At 46.8% G+C, this 24,008-nt stretch carries 21 protein-coding genes and 1 tRNA gene; 6 read left to right on the forward strand and 16 right to left on the reverse strand.

Features of this window, described 5'->3' with window-relative positions:
• Positions 1-37 precede the first annotated feature (37 nt).
• Both ACN081_RS05425 and ACN081_RS05430 read right to left on the reverse strand, forming a co-directional pair.
• Positions 38-574: an acyltransferase gene (locus tag ACN081_RS05425; protein ID WP_419107187.1), complete on the reverse strand. Its 537-nt coding sequence runs from the start codon at positions 572-574 to the stop codon at positions 38-40.
• A 3-nt stretch (positions 575-577) separates the two neighbouring features.
• Complete coding sequence (locus tag ACN081_RS05430) at positions 578-1,474, reverse strand: glycosyltransferase family 2 protein (protein ID WP_419107188.1); 897 nt, start codon at positions 1,472-1,474, stop codon at positions 578-580.
• Between the two features lie 269 nt (positions 1,475-1,743).
• Here ACN081_RS05430 and ACN081_RS05435 point away from each other — a divergent pair, with 269 nt between their 5' ends.
• On the forward strand, positions 1,744-2,691 hold the full coding sequence (locus ACN081_RS05435) for an alpha-1,2-fucosyltransferase (RefSeq protein WP_419107189.1): 948 nt from the start codon (positions 1,744-1,746) through the stop codon (positions 2,689-2,691).
• Positions 2,692-2,695: 4 nt separating this feature from the next.
• Positions 2,696-3,655 carry a glycosyltransferase family 2 protein gene (locus ACN081_RS05440; protein ID WP_419107190.1) on the forward strand — a complete coding sequence of 320 codons (960 nt, stop codon included), beginning with the start codon at positions 2,696-2,698 and terminating at the stop codon, positions 3,653-3,655.
• Positions 3,656-3,732: 77 nt separating this feature from the next.
• Here the strand turns inward: ACN081_RS05440 and ACN081_RS05445 are convergent, their stop codons facing one another.
• The 5 genes from ACN081_RS05445 to ACN081_RS05465 form a co-directional block, all read right to left on the reverse strand.
• The gene (locus ACN081_RS05445; RefSeq protein ID WP_419107191.1) at positions 3,733-5,544 is read right to left on the reverse strand and encodes an ABC transporter ATP-binding protein; all 1,812 of its coding nucleotides are present in this window, start codon (positions 5,542-5,544) and stop codon (positions 3,733-3,735) included.
• Between the two features lie 478 nt (positions 5,545-6,022).
• Positions 6,023-7,009 carry a ribose-phosphate diphosphokinase gene (locus ACN081_RS05450; RefSeq protein WP_419107192.1) on the reverse strand — a complete coding sequence of 329 codons (987 nt, stop codon included), beginning with the start codon at positions 7,007-7,009 and terminating at the stop codon, positions 6,023-6,025.
• 1 nt (position 7,010) lies between these two features.
• Positions 7,011-8,480 (reverse strand): bifunctional UDP-N-acetylglucosamine diphosphorylase/glucosamine-1-phosphate N-acetyltransferase GlmU, encoded by a 1,470-nt coding sequence (gene glmU, locus ACN081_RS05455; RefSeq protein WP_419107225.1) that lies wholly within the window; start codon positions 8,478-8,480, stop codon positions 7,011-7,013.
• A gap of 77 nt (positions 8,481-8,557) precedes the next feature.
• Positions 8,558-8,629, reverse strand: a tRNA-Gln gene (locus tag ACN081_RS05460).
• 115 nt (positions 8,630-8,744) lie between these two features.
• Positions 8,745-9,479 carry a hypothetical protein gene (locus ACN081_RS05465; RefSeq protein WP_419107193.1) on the reverse strand — a complete coding sequence of 245 codons (735 nt, stop codon included), beginning with the start codon at positions 9,477-9,479 and terminating at the stop codon, positions 8,745-8,747.
• Between the two features lie 209 nt (positions 9,480-9,688).
• On the opposite strand from ACN081_RS05465, the gene ACN081_RS05470 reads away from it, so the two are divergent.
• The 3 genes from ACN081_RS05470 to ACN081_RS05480 all read left to right on the forward strand — a co-directional run bounded on the left by ACN081_RS05470 (position 9,689) and on the right by ACN081_RS05480 (position 13,660).
• Positions 9,689-11,518: an ABC-F family ATP-binding cassette domain-containing protein gene (locus ACN081_RS05470; protein ID WP_419107194.1), complete on the forward strand. Its 1,830-nt coding sequence runs from the start codon at positions 9,689-9,691 to the stop codon at positions 11,516-11,518.
• Positions 11,519-11,580: 62 nt separating this feature from the next.
• A complete protein-coding gene (locus ACN081_RS05475; protein ID WP_419107195.1) occupies positions 11,581-12,552 on the forward strand; it encodes a glycosyltransferase family 2 protein in 972 nt (323 codons plus the stop codon).
• A gap of 46 nt (positions 12,553-12,598) precedes the next feature.
• Positions 12,599-13,660: an acyltransferase family protein gene (locus ACN081_RS05480; protein WP_419107196.1), complete on the forward strand. Its 1,062-nt coding sequence runs from the start codon at positions 12,599-12,601 to the stop codon at positions 13,658-13,660.
• 54 nt (positions 13,661-13,714) lie between these two features.
• Here the strand turns inward: ACN081_RS05480 and ACN081_RS05485 are convergent, their stop codons facing one another.
• The 9 genes from ACN081_RS05485 to ACN081_RS05525 form a co-directional block, all read right to left on the reverse strand.
• Positions 13,715-14,704, reverse strand: a complete 990-nt coding sequence (locus ACN081_RS05485; RefSeq protein ID WP_419107197.1) for a 4-(cytidine 5'-diphospho)-2-C-methyl-D-erythritol kinase — start codon at positions 14,702-14,704, stop codon at positions 13,715-13,717.
• Positions 14,705-14,726: 22 nt separating this feature from the next.
• The gene (gene rsmA, locus ACN081_RS05490) at positions 14,727-15,626 is read right to left on the reverse strand and encodes a 16S rRNA (adenine(1518)-N(6)/adenine(1519)-N(6))-dimethyltransferase RsmA (protein WP_419107198.1); all 900 of its coding nucleotides are present in this window, start codon (positions 15,624-15,626) and stop codon (positions 14,727-14,729) included.
• A gap of 63 nt (positions 15,627-15,689) precedes the next feature.
• Complete coding sequence (locus ACN081_RS05495; RefSeq protein ID WP_419107199.1) at positions 15,690-16,781, reverse strand: TatD family hydrolase; 1,092 nt, start codon at positions 16,779-16,781, stop codon at positions 15,690-15,692.
• 45 nt (positions 16,782-16,826) lie between these two features.
• Entirely contained in the window at positions 16,827-17,801 is a 975-nt protein-coding gene (gene rsmI / locus ACN081_RS05500; protein WP_419107200.1) for a 16S rRNA (cytidine(1402)-2'-O)-methyltransferase, read from the reverse strand.
• A complete protein-coding gene (locus ACN081_RS05505; protein ID WP_419107201.1) occupies positions 17,758-19,359 on the reverse strand; it encodes a dolichyl-phosphate-mannose--protein mannosyltransferase in 1,602 nt (533 codons plus the stop codon). The genes rsmI and ACN081_RS05505 overlap by 44 nt, the downstream gene beginning before the upstream one ends.
• A 36-nt stretch (positions 19,360-19,395) precedes the next feature.
• Positions 19,396-20,526 carry a TIGR01906 family membrane protein gene (locus tag ACN081_RS05510; RefSeq protein WP_419107202.1) on the reverse strand — a complete coding sequence of 377 codons (1,131 nt, stop codon included), beginning with the start codon at positions 20,524-20,526 and terminating at the stop codon, positions 19,396-19,398.
• A 119-nt stretch (positions 20,527-20,645) separates the two neighbouring features.
• Positions 20,646-21,893 (reverse strand): Ig-like domain-containing protein, encoded by a 1,248-nt coding sequence (locus ACN081_RS05515; protein WP_419103356.1) that lies wholly within the window; start codon positions 21,891-21,893, stop codon positions 20,646-20,648.
• Positions 21,894-22,133: 240 nt separating this feature from the next.
• Positions 22,134-22,403, reverse strand: coding sequence for a DUF3499 family protein (locus tag ACN081_RS05520; RefSeq protein WP_419103421.1), 270 nt, complete (start codon positions 22,401-22,403; stop codon positions 22,134-22,136).
• A 20-nt stretch (positions 22,404-22,423) separates the two neighbouring features.
• Complete coding sequence (locus ACN081_RS05525) at positions 22,424-22,978, reverse strand: WhiB family transcriptional regulator (RefSeq protein ID WP_419103357.1); 555 nt, start codon at positions 22,976-22,978, stop codon at positions 22,424-22,426.
• 272 nt (positions 22,979-23,250) lie between these two features.
• On the opposite strand from ACN081_RS05525, the gene ACN081_RS05530 reads away from it, so the two are divergent.
• Positions 23,251-23,994: a TIGR03089 family protein gene (locus ACN081_RS05530; protein WP_419103358.1), complete on the forward strand. Its 744-nt coding sequence runs from the start codon at positions 23,251-23,253 to the stop codon at positions 23,992-23,994.
• Positions 23,995-24,008 lie beyond the last annotated feature (14 nt).

A 24,008-nucleotide genomic window follows, 5' to 3' on the forward strand; every position in this document is an offset into this window, starting at 1 on the left:
CCTAAATTTTATATAGATAAGATACGAGTATTTTTAATTAGTTTAGAGGTTTAGCAGGAACACCGGCAACCACTGCCCCAGCAGGAACATCTTTTGTCACAACAGCACCGGCACCGATAATGGCACCATCACCAATCGTGACGCCAGCTAGCACTACCGCGTTCTGTCCGATAAAGACTTGATGTCCAACCCTAATTTCACCACGAGAGACAATGTGAGATAGATCCTCACGGCTATGTTCTCCAGAGTTAATCATGACGTTATCGGCGATAACGCATTTTTCACCAATCGATACTGGTTTAACAGCATGAAGGTGCGTTCGATGCCCGATATATGTTCCTGAGCCGATGGATAAAGTCCCACCAGATTCGGCTTGCAACCAGCTGCCCTCATAGATAGTGACGTTTTCGCCAATACAAATGGAATCAACACCACGCATTTTTAGAGGTGAGACAATAGTGCTGCCATGACCAAATTCTTTGAATCCTTTGGCGTAAAGAGTCTTTGAAAGAACAGCAGATATATGCCAGCGAACAGAGGGGACAGACTCAATAATCTTTTGAGCAATATTCATTTTCTAATGGCCTTTCAGATAACTGAGTTCTTTAGAAAGAATACTTTGCGCATGAACATCCTTATTTCGTAAAGAACGTACAACGTTGACGAGAAAATTAGCGTAGCTAACAGCAGTTAGGGAACGGTGAAGTTGTTTTTTGAAGCCCCATTTTTCTGCGTATATAAATCGAGAGTCAACCAGCCAACCAATACGTTTATCGTCAGCAGAAGATCCACCGCCGACATGTTCAACGCTCACTTCTCCGGCAAAAATAGATGGTACGCCATTCTCGGTTAAACGTTTCTGTAAATCGACTTCTTCACTATTCATATAAAAACGAGGGTCGAATCCCCCGATAGCACGGAATGGTTCAACAGGCAGGAGCATGCACGCACCCACTACCCAATCAGTGTGAACGGTCTTTCCGGTAACGCACCGAGTATCGTGCCCTACCAAGCGATGCCACCAGGTAGTCCCCTTAAAACGGGCAAGAGGTGTAAACCATTCACAAGCATGATGGAAAGCAGTCGGGAATTTTCGTCCTACCCACTGACCTTTCCCGTCGTGGTCAACAACCTGAGGGCTATATACACCTACCCCATGGCGTTCCTTTTGGCTGAGCATATCTGCAATAAAAGTTGGCCCAATCGTTAAATCACTGTTGAGAACAAAAACCCAATCAGATTGGGCAACCTCGATACCAGAATTGACAGCTTTGCCAAAACCGCCGTTGAGTTTACGACGAACGACGGTAACGCCCTCTAAATCAGGAAATGGTGTAGGGGAACAATCATCTGAAACAATAATTTCTAAAGGAATAGAAAGCTCTTGAGACTGTAGCTGCTCGATAAGAGGCATCGTATCTGCGGGATTACCGTAGAACGGAATAACTACTGATATTGAGGTAGTTTTATTCACGTATTTCCTCGTTCTAACTATTTCATTTCTTTCTTAGTTCATACTAGCCTAGAAAAGAAGCACGACAGTCTATCCTCTAACGAGAAATTCCTCATGAATTCTGACGTATCATACGACATCGCATATTTTGTTGAGTTCACGTTTTATCATCTAACAGCACCACCGCAATAGAAAAATCTCGTTATGATTTCTATAGAGACTTCCACTCCGTTGAGTTTGAAGATCAACCTCTACCACACTCGTCATTTCCAAACATATAGGGGTTTCTTTTGTCTACAGAAGAAGAGAATGAACGTATTAGTTCCTACACAAAGCGCAATACTGGTTTAGCAAAAGCTCAAAACGTTGTGAAGTATCGTACACGACAAGTAATAGCTAAATGCATTAGCGTCGTGCGAACTGGGCCAGAAAAGGTGTATTTAATACCCCGTATTGCGCGTGGAGGGAATTGGCTCTACGAATGGATGAAAGCCCATGCTGAACATCACGAAACAGGCAACGACGTATATGTTGCACAGATGCCCGGCATGGATGTTTGGTTAGAAGAGTTCCCCCTCCTTAAAGATTTCACTCTTGATGCTCAAAAAATACGTTTTCGTTCACTTCGTGAGATAGGAATGCATCAACGCATCCGCGAACAATTTACCGAGGAACAGATACAACGTTTTGTTCACGAAGTTCTCTTGTCCTCTGAGCATTTTCAACAAAAAATTGCTCACGCACAAAAATATGTAGGAGAAGACACTCTCGTTATTAATGTTCGTAGAGGAGATTACTACTCGCACGCTCATATTCATAAAAACTTTGGGATTGATACCGTTGCCTATCTTCGTGAAGCAACACAGCACATGCTCAAAGTTCATGCACCAAGCAATATTCTTGTGACCAGTGATGACACTCAATGGTGTGCCGAACATCTTGGGTTCCTTGAAGATATTGCACCAACACAGTTTGAAAAAATAGGTTATGGAATGTTCGGCGATTTTGCCGCATTAGCGGTATCTCGCCACATTATCCTAACGAATACGACCTTTGGCTATTGGGGCGCTTATGTCGCTACAGTACGGCAGAATGCTCAGGTGTGGGCACCAAATGTACATGAGCTAGAGCAGAAGATTGACCATCGAACTTCTCAAGCGCCTTTTCAACACCTGCAATCATGGACTGCAGTTACCCCCACCGACGGGTATCATAGTTGGTTAGAAAGTGAAAGATAAATACGTGTCTCATATTAAACATCTCTTACAGCAACTCAAACACCGTGCTTTTTTAGCTCGTACTGACGTTCAAAAAATTCATCAGGCACGTCGTTTAAGACAAGACCCAGAGTTTGCACAACAATTACAGAACGTTCAAGAGCACTTTGAGTTACCTGCACTCCCCCATGTTTCTGGTATATGGGCAGTAGCTATGGTTAAAAATGAACAAGACGTTATTATTGATTCGATTGAGCACCTCTATGCACAAGGAATCGATCAAATACTTGTTGTTGACAATCTGTCTACTGACTCTACCTACGCGATGCTTCAAGACTTGTCTCAAAAGTACCCTCTTATAGTTGGTAAAGACCATGAACCAGCGTATTACCAATCAGCAAAGATGACCATTCTCAGCGACCTTGCTTTGGCTCATGGTGCCCAGTGGGTTGTTCCTTTTGATGCAGATGAGTTCTGGTATGGCACAGACGGATCTTTATCACAGGTGTTAAAAGAGAATTCTTCTGGATCAAGAATACTACAAGCAAGCATCTATAATCAGTTTCCTCAACCTGATGGTACTTGGCTTATCGATACACAAGCACACCATGATGTTAAGGTTGCTTTTAAACCCACAAAACATAGTATCGTTCAGATGGGTAATCATGCTGTCCTTCGTTCAGGCGTTCCAGAACTCGAAAAACTCATGATTATTCATCGTCCGTGGCGTTCTTTAGAACAGTTTATTCGCAAGATTCGTCAGGGTGCTCGTAGTTTAGAACTAACTAACCTGCCTCAAGAACTTGGCTACCATTGGCGAGTTCTCGGAGAATCTAGTGATGCCGAGCTAGAAGAATTATGGAATAAGTTAGTAACAGGCCAAGAAGTCCCTGAAGTCGTTGCGTGGAGGCCTAAAGGCAAGTTGACAACTTTAGCTACCAAAACCCCACAGAGCTGGTCAGAAGTATCAGAAGTACTTAGCTGATATATCAAACGGTGGGTGGAGAAAAACTTAAAAGTTTTCTCCACCCACCGTTTTTATCTGTTCTTTACGGGGTGGTATTACCCTAGCTGCCCCAATTCTACGAGGTTAGCGAACTCGGGGTTACTTGCTTGAACTTGTTCAAATGTACCGATACTCTTCACCTCGCCTTGAGATAAGAACACCAGCTGATTGACGTTTCTTACCGTTGAAAGACGGTGAGCTACGATGATGACGGTAATTTCTTGTGCAATTCGGTTAATAGTTTGAGTGATACGATGTTCAGTCTCATTGTCTAAAGCCGAGGTCGCTTCATCAAGTACAAGTAGAGAAGGACGGCGGTACATAGCACGTGCAATGCCTAGACGCTGTCGTTGTCCTCCAGAAAGACGTGCTCCGTGCTCACCAATCATTTGGTCAATGCCGTGCTCCATGGAGTTAATGACATCTTCTAACTCTGCGATACGGATACATTCCCAGACACGCTCAAGGTCAATTTCTTCTTCTCGTAGACCGAAAGCGATAGCTTCTTTGATGGTTGAGTCACCTAAAAATACGCTCTGGGGAACATACCCTACTCGAGAGAACCATTCTTCAGGATTTTCACGAGTAGATTTTCCGTTGCATAAAACGTCACCTTGATCGGGTTCGATGAGCCCGAGAATAATATCAACAAGGGTTGTTTTACCAGATCCAGAGCCTCCGACAAAGGCGATAGAGGTTCCTTGAGGAACGCTGAGGTTGATATTGTTCAGAACGTTTTGATGTCCGTCAGGATATTTGAAGTTAAGGTTCTTAACCTCTAAAGCAACAGGAATGGTTGATTCATTCACTTTCGCAAAACAACCGATAGGCGGATCTTGTCGAATGAGAGAAAGTCCCCCATTCTTTGAAATTGTCTCTAAATCTTTTTCGATGATTTCAATAGCTTTCGATCCGACTCGGACGTTTCCAATAGATGCGACGAGTCGGGTAAAGCTAGGTAGCACACGAACACAAGCACCAGCAAAAAGTATTAAGAACGCGGCGGAGGAAGAACCATTTTGGCTCGTCAAAATACCAAGTAATAGGGCAATACCGACAATGAAGATAACCTCTAACATGTATTTGGGGAGGTCTTGGTAGAAAGTTCCTCGACGAGAGGCCTCTACCGCAATCAGACGCTTGTCTTGGTAACGGTGTACATGGCGTGCGGTTACCCCGTGCATACGGTTTTCGCGGAAGCCAACGATTGATTCTAGGGCCGCATTCATAGCGCTCACCGAGGATTCCATGATTTTAATACCTTGTTCAGTGTTTTTCTTCTTCAAGAAATATTGCAAGATAAAGGCGAAGAACCCAAAGTAGGCGAATGCGATGAGGGCTGTTCCTGGCATCACCGCAAGTAGCAGAAGCATGAGGACCAAGATAGTGAACAGCTCGCCTAACGCCGCCAGAATACCACCAGAATATATTGCGTATGCTTGACCGGTAGCGTCATTGATAGTGCGCAGAATTTCGGCGGTTGTTCGGTGGCGGTTCACAAGATACGGTTCGTTCATGTATCGGTGTAAGAGACTTACCGAAGCGGCAGTTTGTTGATGCGCAATAAATCCGGAGCTCCACCATTTGATGGCCAGTGATGCTACACCTTTAAAGATAAAAGAGAAGACAAGAATAATACTCAGATAGACAATAAGTTGAGTACGTCCGGGGTTTCCTAAAATATCTGAAATGATTGCTAGATATCCGGTAATTTCGCTTCCTGTTGCAAGCTGAATAATCGGCATAATTGCAGCGATGCCAACCATATCAAAAAGCGCGACGAGGAATAGTCCTAGAACGTTGAGCATGAGGAAAATAAATTTCTTCCCAGGGAAGAGTATTCTCATACGTTGGTATATTTTTTTCATGAAAAGTATCTTCCTCTAGTCCGCGTTGTCATAGATGGGATGAAAGGTGTCTCTGCTAAATAATGCGTCAAAATCGCAATTAGAGTAGATGTAACCAAAGTTCTCAAGAGTAGAGTTAGACCGCGCAATATGAGCACAGGATGAGTCTGATACTTGCACTTTTATACTGGTATGCATAACGAAACCGGTGCGATACGTCATGTATGGTTGTCCCTACCCCTATATTTTGTAGATGTTCTCAAATAGAACAGTCAAAGATAAAATTTTAGCCTGTGAAAGGTTTCCCCTTCCAAAAGTTTCCCTACTTATATATGGCTATACTCAGTATAAATGGGCTATCGACATTACAGGAACGCTCAGACTGTAAAGTTAGCCACGAAATAAGGGCTTACCCAAATTTCTGCATTCTAAAACAAATAACAGGGTAAAAGAGTCTGAGCTCCCCTACCCTGTTATTGGTTACGTTTGAAACAAATATTTAGTTTGAGCGTCCGTTGAAAAGACTGGTTACTGATCCTTCATCAAATACTTCTTTAATTGCTCGAGCAAGAAGTGGAGCAATAGAAAGTACTGTGAGGTTCTCGAATTGGTGGTCTTCTCCCACGGGGAGGGTATTAGTCACGACCACTTCAGAAGCACCTGATTGTGAGAGACGCTCAACTGCTGGATCAGAGAATACGGGATGAGTTGCCGCAATAATTACATCTTTTGCACCGTTATCGGTAAGCACCTTAACTGCGCCAGAAATTGTTCCGCCGGTGTCAATCATATCGTCAATTAGAACACAGGTACGGCCTTCAACATTACCCACAACTGTTTTTGATACAGCTTTATTAGGAACATTGATGTCACGAGTTTTGTGGACGAAGGCCAGGGGCGCCCCACCGAGTAGCTCTGCCCACTGCTCAGCGACTCGAACTCGTCCAGTATCAGGAGATACCACAGTGATATTGCTGATGTCTTCAACCTGATCTCGTACGTGCTCCGCCAACAGTGGAATGGCCATGAGGTGGTCAACGGGGCCGTCAAAGAATCCTTGAATCTGCGCGGTGTGTAAATCAACGCTCATGAGACGATCTGCACCAGCAGTTTTGTATAGGTCTGCAACAAGACGAGCAGAAATAGGTTCACGTCCCTTATGCTTCTTATCCTGACGAGCGTAAGGGTAGAAAGGTGAAACGACAGTAATAGAACGGGCAGACGCACGTTTGAGAGAATCAATCATGATGAGTTGCTCCATCACCCACTCATTGATGGGAGCAGGGTGAGACTGAATCACAAAAGCATCTGCACCACGAACAGATTCCTCGTAGCGTACGTATGTTTCACCGTTCGCAAAAGTATATGCGGAAGTAGGAAGAACCTCACATCCGAGTTCTTGAGCAATTTCTTTGGCGAGTTCTGGGTGGGCTCGTCCTGAAACAAGAACCATCTTCTTTTCGCCAGGATTAGTAATTGCAGTCATTTTATTTTTTGCTCTCCTCGGAAGAGTTTTTCGCTTCTGCACCCGCAGCTTCAGCAGCTTCAGCTGCCTCCGTACCTGCGCGGTTTTTGACAACCCAGCCTTCGATATTACGCTGGGGAGCTACGTTAACAGCTAGCGCACCGGCAGGAACATCCTGTCGAATAACTGTTCCGGCGCCGGAATACGCGCCGTCGCCGACATTAACCGGAGCAACATACATGTTATCTGAGCCCATGCGAACATATGAGCCGATAGTTGATCGGTGTTTATTGACTCCGTCGTAATTGACAAAAATAGAGGCAGCACCGATATTGGAGTGGTCTCCGATGGTAACGTCACCGGCATATGAGAGGTGAGGAAGTTTTGAACCTTTACCGATGGTTGCATTCTTTGTTTCGACGAATGTGCCGATTTTACCAGATTCGCCGAGAACAGTTCCGGGACGAAGGTATGCGAAAGGCCCAACAGTAGCATCATCGCCGATGGTTGCTTCTGAGCCATGAGTGCGTGACACTTGAGCACGCTGACCGACAGTAACATCTGTCAGGGTGGAATCAGGTCCGATAATGGACCCAGTTCCGATACGCGTTGTACCGTGTAGCTGTGTGCCAGGAAGAATAGTAACGTCTGGGTCAATTTCTACAGTGGAGTCAATCCATGTATTTTGTGTATCTACGATGGTGACGCCGTTACGCATATGCAGTTCTAGGGTACGGTCGTTAAGTTTTCGTCCAAGCTGAGCTAGCTGTACACGGTCATTTGCCCCTTCAACTTCCCAGCGATCGTCAATCGCAAGGGCGGCGGTGCGATGTCCTGCTTCACGAGCGATGTGAAGAACATCTGTAATATATTTTTCGCCTTGTGCGTTATCAGTTGTTACCTGCGCAAGAGATTCACGAAGAACTTTAGCGTCAAAAGCGTAAATACCCGAGTTAATTTCGGTGATGACCAGTTGTTCGGGGGTAGCGTCCTTCGCTTCGACAATGGCGGTGACTTCACCAGCCTGATTACGGACGATACGCCCATAAGCACCAGGCTCATCAAGGTGTGCTGTCAGCACAGTGACTGCGTTATGGTCTTTTTCGTGAAAAGCAATTAGCTCTTGCAGTGTCTGAGCACGCAAAAGGGGAACGTCTCCGTAAGTAACTACAACAGTTCCAGAAACTTCCCCTTGTTCATCAAGACCAAGTAAACCAACTTCAACAGCACGACCTGTACCGGGAATGTCATCTTGATCCACAATATGCACGTCACTGTCGAACGCTACGACATGTTCAGCGACACGTTCTCGTTGATGTCGAACAACAACAGCTAATTTTTTAGGATTGAGTTCACGAGCCGCAGCAATTGCGTGCTCTACCATTGAACGCCCTCCGATGCCATGCATGACTTTTGGCATCTCAGATTTCATGCGAGTCCCAGCCCCAGCGGCTAGAACAATAACAGCGGACGGGGCGAGTTTTTCTGCGATATTCACAGTTTAGGACTCCTCGAGGGTGGGAAACGGTTACTTCAATGTAGTTATCTATATAGCTGAAGTTAACCTTGCTCCGCCACTAGGACTCGAACCTAGAATAACGGCTCCAAAGGCCGCTGTGTTGCCTATTACACCATGGCGGATTGTCAGTATTTTCTCGGTTTGTAGACCTTGAATCAACCAGACGATTCACTATCATACCAAAGCTAAGCGAATATCAAAATTCCCGCGCTTTGATTTATCCCACTTTTATTATTCTTAGTGTCCTAGCCACGCAATAATCACGTTGAGAGATTCTTCAATTTCTTTCACAGCTTTCTGTGCAGCCTTAGCACCACGCCGATAAGGGTCAGCGATATCGTCTTTAGCGAGGGGTTCACTATCGTGCTGTTTCATATACGAAATAGGGTCTGAACGACGTCCAGCACCCTCACGCAGGCGAGACATCTCACGCAACAAACGCACCTTAGAACGGTATTGCGGCCATTCCTGCACAATCCAGTCAAGATGGGCACGCTCCATCACCAATACTAATTCCGACTCAGCTAAGAGTCGGGTATTAATCTGCTTCGCTTGATGCCCAAGATACGGCACTCCACGACGCTCCAGCTCCTTATCAATGTGTGAAGCCACCGGACTGCCAACAACAGCACCAGTTCCTGCACTATCAAAAATCCACGGCGAATCAGAAGGCACCATAGATTGCGCAAGGTACTGGGCAGAAGCACTACGTGCAATATTTCCGGTACAGACAAAAAGAATCTTTTTCGCACCCTCAGGTATTTTTCGTGACACAGGTGCAGCAGGAGTAATCGAAACTACAGGAGATTCCTTTGCAACGATAGAAGTTTTCCCTGTGGGCGGGGTAACGACAGCAGCCTGCCCTGTGGATGGGTTAGGAGCTTTAGGTGTGGCGGGTGAAAAAACCTCGTGTTTACGCTGTTTGTTTCCTCCAAGAAGGTTCTTTAACGCCCCTAGGCCAAATCTCGCCATGCTCCTCTTTCCTTAGATACGTTTTGTGCCAATAAGATATTTTGACTCAAAGTCTAATTTTAGCAAGACTTCCTTAACGCAACCGACTAATTATCAGCTGTCCCCTAAACAGGGTATTACTCCTCGTTTAGAAAATACTCACACTAAAACACTCTACCGCTCTAGCCCAAAGCACCACATAAACACACCAAGCTATGTAGGCTATACATGTGGCACATTTACTTGGCGGAGAATCACTCCATTTAGAGTTTCCTACACGCACTATCTTTGAAGGCATCACCGTAGGTGTTAACGAAGGACACCGTATCGGCATCGTCGGTAAAAACGGTGACGGAAAATCAACACTCCTTTCCTTGCTTGCAGGACGATTACAACCAGACAGCGGAAAAGTAACCGTCCGTTCTGGAACACGCATTGGATTCCTCACCCAAGCTGACACTCTCAACAATGAGCACGCCGTCGGTGAAGCAATTGTTGGTAACACACCAGAATATGAGTGGGCATCAAACCCTAAAATTCGTGATGTTATCAACGGTCTTGTACAAGACCTTGATTGGGACGCCAGCGTCTCTTCCCTCTCAGGAGGGCAACGACGACGTGTCGCACTAGCAGCACTATTAGCTGGAGACTGGGACGTTCTCATGCTCGACGAGCCCACAAACCACCTCGACGTAGAAGCTATTACATGGCTAGCAAACCACCTCAAAAATCGGTGGTCCAAAAATGCTGGTGGATTACTCACCGTCACACACGACCGGTGGTTCCTTGACGAAGTCTGTACTGACACATGGGAAGTGCATGACGGAATCGTCGAACCATTTGAAGGTGGTTACGCAGCTTATATCCTGCAACGCGTCGAAAGAGATCGGCAAACAGCAGTGGCCGAAGCAAAACGTCAGAACCTCATGCGCAAAGAACTTGCATGGTTGAGACGAGGTGCACCAGCACGCACCTCAAAACCAAAGTTCCGTATTGAAGCCGCCAACGAACTCATTGCAGATGTCCCTCCCCCACGCAACACCATCGAACTATCGCGGATGGCAGTTTCACGTTTAGGGAAAGACGTTGTCGATATCGAAAATGTTTCTGTCAGCTACCCTGATCCAGAAAACCCGCAACAGTCAAAAGAAGTCCTCAAAAATATCACTTGGCATATTGCTCCAGGAGAACGCACGGGGATACTTGGCGTTAACGGTGCTGGAAAATCAACGCTTCTAGGACTAGTTACGGGTGCCGTTACACCGGTTAGCGGAAAAGTAAAGCACGGAAAGACCGTCAAAATTGCGACGCTTACTCAGCAACTAGAGGGACTCAAAGAAGTTGAACATGACAGAGTTTCAGAAGTAATCTCTCGCAAAAAAACCTCATATGTTGCCGACGGCAAAGAAATGACACCTGGACAGCTCCTTGAACGTTTAGGGTTTACAACAGCACAGTTATCTACCCCTGTTAAAGATTTATCAGGTGGGCAGAAAAGACGTTTACAACTTTTACTCATTCTTTTAGACGAGCCAAACGTCCTCATCCTCGATGAACCGTCTAACGACCTTGATACAGACATGCTCGCAGCCATGGAAGACCTACTAGATACCTGGCCAGGAACACTACTTGTTGTCTCACACGACAGATATCTGATGGAACGTGTAACCGACCAGCAATACGCCATTATTGATGGAAACTTCCGACATCTACCCGGCGGGGTTGAAGAATACGTGAATCTTTCTGCTATGGGAAAGGGCGGAAGCTCTGCAGGAAACGGCTCTGGAGCATACGCACTCCACAAAAATTCTGCAGAAGATGACGCTCAGCCCAAAGTTTCTGGGGCAGAACTTCGCGCAGCTCAAAAAGAAATGAACCAGATAGATCGAAAGATGTCTAAACTCAGTTCAGAAAAAGAACGCATTTCTTCCATCATGGCAGAACACGACCCTACCGATTTTGCGGGGTTAGGAAAACTACAGCAAGATATCAGTGAACTTGACGCTTCTATCGAAGAACTAGAGCTACGTTGGCTCGAGCTCTCCGAAATTCTTGAGTAGTTTATACTCAGTACGTCCGCATTTGATACGAACTTTAATCACCGTTTACCAAGGGGAAAATCATGAAAAAAATTCTCAGCACATTGCGCACTGAGTTAGGGCAAATAAGTTACTCCTTTAAACAGCGTAATAGCAAAGACAAAATAAAAGCTCAATATAAAGCTATTAAAGGAATGCAGCTTCATTCGACGTTGCCCCCAAGAACCCTCAAACGAGAGGAGTTATGGGCAGTAAGCGTCGTTAAAAATGAGATAGATGTACTTCCTCTAGTTATTGACCATTTTCTTGCGCAAGGAATAGATAAACTCCTTATCGCCGATAATCTTTCGAGTGACGGCACTTGGGAATATCTCCAAGAAAAAGCAGCAAATGACCCTCGAATACTTATTTCTCGAGATACCGTTATTGAACATACCCAATCAGAGAAAATGACATGGCTATCTCATATTGCGTGGCAACGTGGTGCGCGCTGGATTATTCCATTTGACGCTGACGAGTTTTGGTATGCACCCTCCACAACCCTCAAATCATTCCTTAAAAACACAGATTCTTCCGTTATATATGCTCGTTTCCATCACACAGTACCTGTTATTGATTCGCCACAAGATCTCAAAAATACAGAACTAATCATGGATACCGCAAATTCTTTCCCTGGAAAAGTTGCTTTTAAAACGCACCCATTAGCCATTATCTGGCCTGGCAACCATAATGTTGCCCGTTTAGGAAAACAATCCTGTGACTTAGACATTATCCACGTCCAGTATCGAGGCGTACAACAGATTGCACGCAAAGTTCGCCAAGGAACAGAAAGCAGTAAGCTTACAGGTGAAGACCTCTCATGGTTTGCCCCGCACTGGGAAGCTGGTAGCAAGCTTAGCGATGAGCAAATTCAACAGGTCTGGGAAAATATTTCTTCAGGAAAACCTGATGAAAGAATTAAGTTTGCGGCTGAGGGTCCGATGAAACGCAGTAAATTCTTGCAATGGACTTCATGGAATCAACAAAAGTTAGATAGTATTCGTCCCCTTAACTAGATATTTTTATTTTGCTTTATCCATCACCGTTTTCTTCAGAGGAATTATGTCCCACGCACAACCGGTATCTTCTGCACAGATATCAAAAAAACCCAAAACAACACGAGCACAATGGATTGATACAACACGAGGAATAGCTGTATTTTTCGTGATATACCATCACGTCCTTCTATTTATTCAACATAATATAGGCTTATCTGTGCCTCGTTGGCTTCTTCTCTTTGATGATTTTCTTATTCTTTTCAGGATGCCTGCTCTGTGTCTTGTCTCAGGCATATTTCTTTATAAGAAAGTCTACGAACCAGCTGATAAATATTGGGTTAACCGAGTAGCACGTTTAGGATATCTCTACATTGTATGGAGTCTCTTTTACGCTCTTATGCAGGTCGTTCTTGTCTCGGTTAGAACAGAAACCAATCTCACAACCGAACTTCTGCATTGGGCTAAAGTAACGTTAATGCTTCATTCAGAATTGTGGTACTTCTTCGCGCTGATGCTCTTCTACGCGTACTGGCGTCTTACCCTCAAAATACCCAAATCTATACAGTTCCCAGTACTGCTGACGATTTATTTCCTCTACGCGACTGACATCATCAAAACTAGTTCGTGGGGTTGGGACCACTGCCTCCATTACCTCATCTATTTCATGATTGGTGCGTGGTATGGAACGAAAATACTCAACGTTGTTCCTAAAGTTTCTGTATTCCAGGGAATAACGTTAACTGCCGTTTTCTTCGCCTCATTTATAGTTTATGCAATCTGGGGTTTCCGTACCTATTTCCCATGGGCTGAAGCCTTTGTAGGCCCTATAGCACTGGCGTGGTTCATTTGGCTCTGCGACCAAATCGACAAAATCAACGGCATTAACAAACTCACACGTTACTTAGGTTTCAGAACTTTACCCGTTTATGCCTTACATATGGTTATCCTCGACTTCGTGACAAGAGCTACACTGGTAGTCTTTGGTCTACAATTCTCCAAACTAGAATATCTTCTCTTGCCTTGGGGAATTTCTATTATGGTGACTCTTATCTGTCTTTTCATTTGGAAGATGACATATAAAGTGGCCCCTTTCATGTATGACCTGCCTCGCAGGTTCTACCGATAAGAACCTAAAAGAGGGTGTGCGAAACTAAGAATTTTCGCACACCCCATTTTGATGTTATTGAATGTATGCAGCGATAGCGTAACCGCCGCGTCTCCGCAAAGACGATGCAAGTTTTTGAGCTTCTTCTGCCGAGTCCATCAGCAAAACAATGGTGGGGCCAGAGCCTGATACAAAACTTGCAATAAGTCCTTCGGAATCGATCCCTAATACCTTCGTTAGTTCTGGAGCTAAGGTACAGGCAGGTGCCCCTAAATCGTTACGGATATACCGTGAAATTTCATAGAGACGAGCAATAGGTGCGGTATCGGCGACCAAAGCTTCTAAAAGACCGTCGGGAACCGCCAAAACATCTTCTGCAGGTGGATAATCTCCGTGCATACGACCCCTGTCCAACTCATGAAAGACGGTTGGTGTAGAAAGCCCTTGGGCTGAAGAAACCAGCACAACAGGTAAAGGCTCCACGGTAGAAGGTAGTTCCAGAAGCTGAAGTTGATCTCCTACCCCACTGCCAATAGCGACACCCGTGTGAAGGGCAAAAGGAACGTCAGCGCCTAAAGATGCTGCAATACGGTGGTATGCGCTATCAGGTAGTAATGATGTTGTCATAGAACTTTTGAGGAGAAACTCATCTACGGCGCGAATTGTTGCTGCAGCATCAGCTGAACCGCCACCCATACCACCAGCAACAGGAACAGCTTTCACCAAGTGAATACGGAATGCAACGTCATGTGTTCCTAGCCCATGTTCGTGCAGAACAGCCTCAGCAGCACGATACGCAAGATTACGAGAGTCTAAAGGAACAACAGATAGATCGAACACTCCGTCTTGTTGCATTTGGTCTAGTAATGAATCAGAAGCAACTTCTGCACTGAGCGTTATACCGGCATTTTTAGTGCTATGAATACTAATAGTTTCTTTTAATGAAGTTGAAGCGTACAAGCTGGCAACAGGATGATAGCCGTTAGCTTCGGGGGCACCTACCGCAAAATACATATTAACTTTGCCGTATCCGTAAGCAACAACTGATGGTTGGGAAGCACTCATAGGTTCTAACCTCTTCTACCCTTTAGTGAGCTTGTCCGCGAGTCATTGAGCCGTGGTCATAGCCAAGATCGCGAGCTGATTCAGCGATACGAACAAAATCATGAATGGAAAGCTTCTCACCACGCAATGATGAATCAATCCCAGCATGGTTAAGGATCTCTTCAGCTTGAGCCGGCGAACCGGCCCAAACACCCAAAGCAGCGCGTAGAGTCTTACGACGTTGAGCAAACGCCGCATCGATGATAGAAAAAACTAGTTCTTGACGAACATCCGATAAAGGTTGCTCACGTCGGGTAAAGGATACTAACCCAGAATTGATTTTAGGGGCAGGCCAAAAGACATTCTTACCGATAATTCCAGCCTGAGAGACTTCACAGAACCAGCTGGCTTTGAGCGAGGGCACACCATAAATTTTTGAGCCGGGAACTGCTGCAAGACGTTGAGCAACTTCTTCTTGAACCATGACCAAAGCATGACGTAGTGAAGAAATATGGGTGAACAGGTGAATCAGGATAGGAACAGCAACGTTATAGGGAAGATTTGCAACCAGCGCAGTAGGGTTTTGTTCAAGCTGGTATACCTTCATGGCATCACTGTGAATAACGCTAAGGTTTTCCGCCCGTTCTGCTCTGAAGCGTTCTATTGTGTGTGGAAGTTGTTGTGCCAGTGGAGGGTCTATCTCAACTGCAACGACAGCAGCAGCAGCGTCTAAGAGTCCAAGGGTCAAAGAACCAAGCCCAGGCCCAACTTCAAGGACAGTTTCATGAGGATCAATATGTGCTGCTGCCACGATACGACGAATCGTATTCGGGTCAATCACAAAGTTCTGTCCCAAAGTTTTCGTGGGCCGAATACCAAGAGAATCTGCAAGTTCACGAATCTCTTGAGGGCCTAATAGTTGCTGTTCGTTCACACCGTTCATCTTAGCAATCTATGCCAAGAAGAGCATAATACTGGCAAGAATCCACATCACTTATAGCAGGGTTCATCTCATTCTTTCTGCCCACGAGCCGTAAACGATATGTGAGTTTTGGGTCAGTAGTTCACAGAACTGTTCAAGCTCAGATTCTCTGCGTTCTGCCATAAAACGTACCGTATAGTTCGTCATATAAGAGGCGTTAGGTCGCCCGCGATAAGGGTGAGGTGTCAAAAATGGGGCGTCTGTTTCGACCAGAATAAGAGATGGGTCTGCTATTTCTAGTGCTTTTTGGATGCCATGAGAGTTTTTGAAAGTGACGGTTCCTGAAAAACTCATATACCATCCTTGTTCCATGCAGATTTTAGCTAGGTGTTCGTCACCTGAAAAACAATGAAAAACAGTTCTCTCGGGTGCGCCTTCTTCTAGGAGGATACGTACGACGTCCTCATGAGCGTCCCTGTCATGTATTTGAAGTGCTTTACCGTATTTTTTAGCAATACGAATATGTTCACGAAAACTTTCGTGTTGTGGAGAGCGGCCTTCTTCGTCCGTTCGAAAATAATCTAGTCCAGTCTCTCCGATAGCGCAGACTCGTGTCTGTTGAGCTAAACGATCAATAATAGCTAAAGATTCTTCTAGCTTCCCCTGTTGGTGTAGGCGTGGTGCTTCGTTAGGGTGTAAGGCGACAGCAGATAACACTCGTGTATCCATATTCGCTACAGCTAATGAGTAGAGAGAAGACTCAACGTCACAGCCCACCTGAACAACATGTGAGATGCCGAGGGCCTCCCCTGTATCTAAGGCGTCGCGCACGCTAATGTTGACGTTTCCATCGAGTAGATCCATATGTGTGTGGTTGTCGATAACAGGTGCTGGTAAGGGTTCTGGCGCTGGAGGGAAGACAAGGTTGCGAGCGCTTCCGTTCGTTCCGGTGTTTGATCGGCGTCCGGTGCCTTCTCCTGTTTCGGTGTTGTGGAGGTTGTAATGTGAGCTTTCGTAAGCTGGTGGTGTTTGCCCTGTTGTTGGGTGTGGTGTGTTGGTGAAGATACTTTGTTGGGCTTCTTCGGTGGGAAGATGGATACCGAGTTTTTGGGCGTAGTGTGTGAGTTCTTCGGTGGTGAAGTCTCTATCGTTAGGTTGATTTTTTGAGGTGCACATTGGGGTCTCTTTTCAACAGTAGATAGGGTTATGTGGTGTGGGGTGTTAGTTTCGTGAGGCGAGAGTGGCGTTGTATAGCTCTTTTGTGGAGACCCCGTGCTGTTTTCCGATGTGTGCGCAGGCTTGTTTGAGTCGCATACCTTGGTCGACGAGTGTGTGGACTTGGTCGACAAGGCTTTCAGGTTCTGGTGTTTCTGGTGTTTCTGCGCCTGCTACGACGAGTGCGATTTCTCCGCGGATGGTAGTGTTTTGAGCCCATGTTGTCAGTTCGGCGAGGGAGTTGCGGAGTATTTCTTCGTGGAGTTTGGTGAGTTCTCTGCAGACGACGGCTTGTCGGTCTGGGCCGAAGGTTTGGCTCATATCTTGTAGTGTTTTTGCAAGGCGGTGTGGGGATTCGTAGAAGATCATGGTTCGTTCTTCGGTGGCTAGGGAATTGAGGCGTTTGGTGCGTTCGCTTCCTTTACGGGCGAGGAATCCTTCAAAGGTGAATCGCCCGCTGGGAAGACCAGAGACTGCTAGAGCGCTAAGTACTGCAGAGGGGCCAGGCGCGACTGATACGGGGAGGTTTTCTGCGGCGACGGCTTGTGCGGCAATATATCCGGGGTCTGAGATGGTGGGCATGCCTGCGTCGGATAGGAGGAGGACTGTTTCTCCAGAGCGTACAGCGTGGATGATTTCTTCAGTTTTTTGTGTTTCGTTGTGGTCGTGGTTAGTGATAATTTTTGCGTGGGTTTGGAGTCCTAGCCCGCTGAGTAGTCGGCGGAGGGTTCTGGTGTCTTCTACGGCGATGAGGTCTGCTGTTTGTAGGTAGTGTTTAAGTCGGTCTGTCGTGTCGGAGAGGTTTCCGATGGGTGTGCCTCCGAGGATGAGCACTCCGGCAGATTCTGGTGTTGTGGTGTGTTGCAGGGTGTTGGTTTCTGTGTTGTGTGTCATCGGGGTGTTGCTCTTATCTTCAATGGTGGTGAGGGTTGTTTGTTTATATCCAGCGGTTGAACCACATTCGCCAGCGCCAGTGTTCATAAGGAATCATTTCGGCTGTCCATATGGGCAGGTAGAAGATGGTGATAAGTAGTGCGGTGATGATGAAGAGGCCCACGATGATGAGGCCTTTTTTCTTGCGTTGTGGAGTGTCGTTGGGGCGTCCTAGTGCTAGTCCTAGCGTTCCTGCAAGTAGAAGTATGGCGTAGGGTTCAAAAGATAGTGCGTAGAAGAAGAACATGGTTCGTTCTGGGTAGGCGAACCATGGAAAGTAGCCGATAGCGAAGATGGCCCAGAGAGTGGCAAATCTCCAGTCACGTTTGAGGATGACGATGAATAGTGTCAGTGCCATGGTGACGATGAAAGCCCACCAGATGAGTGGGTTTCCGACGTTAAGGATTGCTTCTGAGCATTTTGCGACGGGGCATCCGTTTTCTCCGAGGTGGAGGGATTCGTAGTAGTAGGAGGTAGGGCGTCCAAGGATGAGCCATTGCCATGCTGGTGACTGGTAGGTGTGAGGGCTGTCTAGGTGGGTGTGGAAAGAGTACGCGGAGACATGGTATTCCCAGAGGGAGCGTAGCGCTGGGGGTAGCCAGAGCAGTCCTGCTGTTGGGTGTTTTTCTGCCCAGTGTCGGTGGTAGGCGTTATCGGAGAGGAACCACCCTGACCAGGTGCTGATATAGGTAAGGAGTCCAATACCGATGATGGAGAGGAAGGCTCGTATCCCGTCGTCGAAGATACCGCGTATCCACCATTTTTTGATACCGAGTAGTTGGCGTGCACGGTTGTCCCAAAGGACGGTAATAACACCATATATTGCGATGAAGAATAGTGCGTTCCATTTTGTGCCAACGGCTAGTCCGGCACAGATTCCGGCGAGGATACGCCATGGACGGATACCTATTTTAGGTCCGTATTGCAGTAGTTTACTGGTGGGTTCTCCCCCATTGTGTTGGGCGTTGTGGTGCAAGGCTTGAGCAAGTTTTCTACGTGCTTGTTCTCTGTCGAGAAGGAGGCAGACGAAGGTGGCAAGAAGCCAAAACATGAGGAAGATATCGAGTAGGGCAAGTCTTGATTGAACGATAGCTAACCCGTCGACACCTAGTAGTAGTGCGCTGAGGCTTGCGACGGTAACAGATCGGAAGATAAGCCATCCGGCGAGGGCGATAAGACCAACGCTGAGTGTTCCGGTGAGTGCTGCTGCAAAACGCCATCCGAAGGGGTTGTTGTCTCCGAAGAGTGCCATTCCGAAGGCAATCATCCATTTTCCAACGGGTGGGTGAACGACGTATTCTGCGGTGTCTCGTATTCCGGTAGGTGTTCCGGCGACGAATGTTTCGTTAGCGTGTTCTGACCAGTTTCTTTCGTATCCGTAATGGAGGAGGGAGTAGCCGTCTTTGACGTAGTAGGTTTCATCAAAGACGATGGCGTTGGGGTGGGCAAGGTTCCAGAATCGTAGTGCTCCGGCAAGGAGGACGATGAGGGCGGGGGCAATCCAGCCATAGCGTGGTAGTGCAATGTATTCGACGTGGAGTCGGGTATACAGTTCTTCTAGCTTCCAGCCTTTTGTTAAAGCTATGGGTGTTTGTGGGGCTGTCACTCTTGCTCCCTGAGATTCTGGTTCATGGGGTGTTGTTTATCCAGCTAGTTTTTGGCGGAGTTCTTGGCGTTCTTGTTTGCGTTTTTCTTCTTGTATTTTGCGGTATGTGGTGGGCCAGGTTATGGCTGCTAGAACGGCGATAGTACTCAGGCATAGGGTGCAGAATACGAGTGCTGCGTCAACCCAGAATTGTGGTGGATAGAGTCGGATGAGGGTGTCTGATTCTCTAAATTGCCAGTTTCCTTGGGGGAAGAAGATGTGGTGGAATTGGGTGAAAAAGACGTCCCATCCGGTGATGGCGATAATGGCTAGTACGGCAAGGATGAGTGCAGTGGCAAGGTTTCCGTACCAGATGCTACGACGGATGATTCCTGGTGCTCGCAGGCTTAGGGTTCGTGCGCAAAGTAGTGCGCTGATGATGCTCATGATGGCAAGAACGGTGAGTGTGAGCATGAGGTGCTTGACGTCCGTCATGTGTTGTACTTCGCTATCGAGGAAGAGTTTTTTCCCTTCGAGGTTTTTGATACTGCTGAGGTAGCTAGCTGGTGCGAGGTTGAAGATGTAGTCTAGCCCGTAGTTGCCGTAGGTGAGGCGGTCTTGTGTGTCGAACCCGTAGCGGTCTTTGGGGAATGCGGCGCGGTGGTATTCAATCCAGAGAAAAGTTGAGGAGGCTACGAGTTTGAGGCTGAGGAAGAAGGTGAGTAGTGGTACGCTCAGCCCGATAAGTGTTGCTCGCAGTCCAAGTAGTTTGGGTTTGTCTTCGACGGCGGTTTCTCGTGTGCTGAGGCGTTTTTGTTGTTGTTCGGGATTTTCTTCTGCACGTGCTGCACGTCGTGTGCTGTGTTGTTCTTCTTGGGTAGCTAACGGTTGTTCTGGGGTGGTAGCAGTTTCTTCTGCGGCACTTGTGGTTGGTGCTGTGTGCTGTTCCTGTTGGTTGTGGGATTCAGGCGTTGTACTGGTGTGAAGCACGGGTGAAGGCTGCTTTTGTGATGCCCAAGGGGTGGTGCCGCTATGTACAGTACCTGTATTTGAGGGGTTAGAAGTTTTATCTTTTTCTTGGGTTTCTTGTCTGCGAGCGGAGAGTAGTTCGTCGGCGTTAGCTACCTTATGGGAGATAGCTGGGGACAGTTTTGCCCATTCGTTCCGTCGTTGCGGAGGGGTTGTCATTTTATAGCTCCTGCTCGTGCGCGCTTATTTTTGCTGTACTTGCAATAAGTATAGGTCAGCTCAGATAGTATCAAGTCCCTCACCGGTGTGGGGTGAGGGACTTGAGGTATAGATTATTTTTACCAGTTGCCGACGTATGATTCGTCGTCGTAGTGTTCGAAGGGGATGTTCCAGTCTCCGTAACCGTCATCGGGGTCGGCGTTGGGGTATCCGGTGTTGATGGTTTCGAGGATGTCGCCGACGCGGAATGAGTCGAAGAAGTATTTTGCGTCTGCTGGTAATAATCCGATACAGCCGTGGGAGACGTTGGCGTTTCCTACGTAGGGGTATGCGCTAGGTAGTGCTTGGTGTACGAAGGCTCCCCCTGCGGTGATGCGTGAGGCGTTTGTAGCCCAGAAGGGTTCGTAGTAGTGTGGGTCTCCTTTTTTGAGTCCGAGTGAGCCGGAGTCAAAGAAGTAGGTGCTTGCTTGTTCCATGATGACAAGTTGCCCAGTCACAGAAGGCCATTCGGGGTCTCCTAGGGTGATAGGAGCTTGGTAGACTTGTTCGTCATTGACGTACATGGTGAGTAGTTTAGTGTTGTTATCAGCTAATGCGTAGTGTTTATTGCCAGTGTGGAAAGTTCGTTTGATATTTGCGTTACCGATCATTCCTTGTCCGAAATCTAGTCCAAGGATGTCGATATTGACTGTGACGGTGGAGTTAGGTGCCCAGTAGTTTTCGGGGCGGTAGCGCACCATGTGGTCGGAGTACCAGCGGAATTTTCCAGGTTGTGCTTTGTCGGTGGTGATGGTAATGGCTTTTTCCATGGATGCTTTGTCGATGACCGGTTCTGAGAAGCGGATTTCGATGGGCATTCCAACACCGTAGGTGGCTTCGTTAATGATGTTAGTGTTCGCGTCAGCTTCATATGCGGCGGAGACAGTGGAGAAGGTTGACGTTCCGTTGGTTTTTCCGCCGTCGGGGTCTTCGGCTGTCCAGCTCATGGTGTAGTGGTCTTTGAAGTTGAGGGTTTCGGCGGACGTCCACACGGTTTTGTCGGCATTGTATTCACCGTTAACGGATTCTCCGTCCTCATTTTTGAGGGTGACGTTGCTGAGTGTTCCGCCGGTGACGGTGAGCGTCACAGGGTGAGTGGGGTTATATTCGGTGGTTTTTTTGGCAGGAACAGCTTCGACAGTTCCTGTAAATTTTTTGGGGCTGGGGCTCGCACTTGGTGTTAGGGTTGCTGAGCTATTTGCATGTGGTGTCGTGTTTTTAGTTGCTCCACAAGCGCTCAATGTAGTGAGCCCTAACAATGCCGCCGATGCGCTGAGGAAGGGGCGTCGCGCGAAGGTACGAGAGGAGTTTGGTCGTGTTTGACTCACGAAGTTTATCCACCTTAGTTACTGTGTTTGTGATTACTGAAGAACATACGACGGGGAGGGACTTACCGAGTGTGGTGCGCGTGAATATCCGCCATTTTTAGTGTGGCGGTATCAGTGGCACTGGGGATTGAGGTGAGTCTGTGTGTGTTGTGATGGTGCAAGTTAAACTTGCACTCGAAGTTATCAGTTTACTGATAAGTAGTTTGATATGTAAAGTTCTAAACTGAGAAAAACAGCAGATTAGTCTTGTACGCTACGCAGTGTCGGGTACTCGCGCTCATTGGAGGGGGATTCCTGTGTGTCAGGTTGCGACTCGTCCAAACGCATCACATCCCACCCTTGAGGTGCAGTAAGTCTCTCTGCGTGAAATGCGCAGAGGTCGTAGGCGTGTGGTTCACGGTGTGCCGAGAGCGGACCGATAACTGCCGTTGATTGACTGTATGCATAAGTCAGAGTGAAGATAGCTTCACGTTGGCAGGTTTGTCGTGAGCAAAGGCGAACTTGTGCCATCACAGCGTTTCTCTTTTCTGCTAAATAGTCTGTTTGCGCAGACGACGACGTTCGCGCTCGGATAGTCCACCCCAGATGCCAAAGCGTTCGTCATTATCCATTGCATATTCTAAACATGCTTCACGTACGGGGCATTCATTGCACACACGCTTTGCGTCGCGTGTTGAGCCACCTTTTTCAGGGAAGAATGCTTCTGGGTCTGTTTGTGCACAGAGAGCATCTGCTTGCCAAGCAAGTTCTCCGTCGTCGCCTTCGGTGCTATATAAGCCGGCAGCAGCTTCCCAGAGGGAAAGCGCTTCTGCAGAGAACGGGTCAAGGTTCTTCTTTTGCTGTGGAGGCTGTTTTGCTTTTTCTTTAGCGTCGGCGGCAGCTAGTAAAGCGTTTGCTCGTTCTTCAAGGTATTGAGCGGATTGCATAGTATAACGTTGGGTCTGTGTTCCGCTATATCGCGATTCGCTCCCGTAGTTGCGGTGAGCATACACACCCATTTTCGTCCCTTCCGTGTCCCTATATCGTGGAGGTTTTCTATTGACCAATCTGCTGATTCTTGATTGGCGTGGTTTATTGGCACTCATACACTGTATAGCTCGCAACGATGCTGAAGCAAAATCAAAAGTGCAATAAACCTTGAACCTAATTACACGCGTGTAATACCGGTTTAGTCAAGCTGAGAGCAAAAACTTTTATATTTTATTCACTGAAACAGCGTCTTTTATACCCTCGATGTGGTATCTACCCTACTGTGTTATGCGATGTTTTTCCATATCGGCCAAAAAGTATGGCTCTTATCTCAAAAGTTAAGTGATATACATTATGTTTCGAGGAGTTTTTCGCTAAAGTTATGTGCATGCTCACCCAAAAACCCTCCCAAAACTATTCTTTTGAAAAATTTTTTACCACGCTTAAAACACGTCAAAGCCCAGCTCTTATCTGGTACAGCACCCATTCAGAACGTATTGAACTCTCTGGTCGAGTCCTCGAAAATTGGGTAAGCAAAACAGCAAACCTTCTCAGTGAAGAATGTGAGCTTGATAGTTCAGAACCAATACATTTAAACACCAGCACGCATTGGCGCTCTATCATCATTGCATTAGCTGCCCTCCGCATCGGAGCGCAATTACAGTTCACATCAGCAGAAGAAGAATGTGCCGATATATTTTGTACCGATAACACTGATAATCTTCACAAAAACTCTGCCGAATATCAGCTCATGATTGAAAAAAGCCCTCTCGCACCACGCTTTATGGGTGTTCTACCCGATGACACCATGGATTATTGCGCTCTTGTTCGTTCCTATGGCGATGTCTACCATGGGTTATCAACACCATCTCTCATGGATACCGCCTGGGAAGACACCAGCTATCAGCAACTTCTCAACAATATGGCGCTAACAGTCCAAGAGACATCACCGGAACAGTCCTACGATATGAGCGCTCCTACCATGCTCAACGCTAAGTATCTTCAACAGGTCCTACATTATCTTTCTCAAGGAAAAGCTATTATTCTACGAGATCCGAATGTCCTCTGGAGTGCCGAAGAAATCGATCGTATTCTCCGTGAAGAAAAAGCGGTATGCGCACCAAACCTCTAAGCACCTTTATCGAT

The sequence above is a fragment of the Rothia sp. P13129 genome (assembly GCF_048512865.1).
GTDB lineage: Bacteria > Actinomycetota > Actinomycetes > Actinomycetales > Micrococcaceae > Rothia.

What these genes read in the sequence shown, in the direction of transcription:
- ACN081_RS05495 (WP_419107199.1), bottom strand. Translation starts at nt 16,781, where the DNA reads ATGTGCACCTCAAAAAATCAACCTAACGATAGAGACTTCACCACCGAA.
- ACN081_RS05480 (WP_419107196.1), top strand. Translation starts at nt 12,599, where the DNA reads ATGTCCCACGCACAACCGGTATCTTCTGCACAGATATCAAAAAAACCC.
- ACN081_RS05525 (WP_419103357.1), bottom strand. Translation starts at nt 22,978, where the DNA reads ATGAGTGCCAATAAACCACGCCAATCAAGAATCAGCAGATTGGTCAAT.
- ACN081_RS05520 (WP_419103421.1), bottom strand. Translation starts at nt 22,403, where the DNA reads ATGGCACAAGTTCGCCTTTGCTCACGACAAACCTGCCAACGTGAAGCT.
- ACN081_RS05485 (WP_419107197.1), bottom strand. Translation starts at nt 14,704, where the DNA reads ATGAGTGCTTCCCAACCATCAGTTGTTGCTTACGGATACGGCAAAGTT.
- ACN081_RS05425 (WP_419107187.1), bottom strand. Translation starts at nt 574, where the DNA reads ATGAATATTGCTCAAAAGATTATTGAGTCTGTCCCCTCTGTTCGCTGG.
- rsmA (WP_419107198.1), bottom strand. Translation starts at nt 15,626, where the DNA reads ATGAACGGTGTGAACGAACAGCAACTATTAGGCCCTCAAGAGATTCGT.
- ACN081_RS05510 (WP_419107202.1), bottom strand. Translation starts at nt 20,526, where the DNA reads ATGACAACCCCTCCGCAACGACGGAACGAATGGGCAAAACTGTCCCCA.
- ACN081_RS05475 (WP_419107195.1), top strand. Translation starts at nt 11,581, where the DNA reads ATGAAAAAAATTCTCAGCACATTGCGCACTGAGTTAGGGCAAATAAGT.
- ACN081_RS05445 (WP_419107191.1), bottom strand. Translation starts at nt 5,544, where the DNA reads ATGAAAAAAATATACCAACGTATGAGAATACTCTTCCCTGGGAAGAAA.
- ACN081_RS05530 (WP_419103358.1), top strand. Translation starts at nt 23,251, where the DNA reads ATGCTCACCCAAAAACCCTCCCAAAACTATTCTTTTGAAAAATTTTTT.
- ACN081_RS05465 (WP_419107193.1), bottom strand. Translation starts at nt 9,479, where the DNA reads ATGGCGAGATTTGGCCTAGGGGCGTTAAAGAACCTTCTTGGAGGAAAC.
- rsmI (WP_419107200.1), bottom strand. Translation starts at nt 17,801, where the DNA reads ATGAACACTGGCGCTGGCGAATGTGGTTCAACCGCTGGATATAAACAA.
- ACN081_RS05450 (WP_419107192.1), bottom strand. Translation starts at nt 7,009, where the DNA reads ATGACTGCAATTACTAATCCTGGCGAAAAGAAGATGGTTCTTGTTTCA.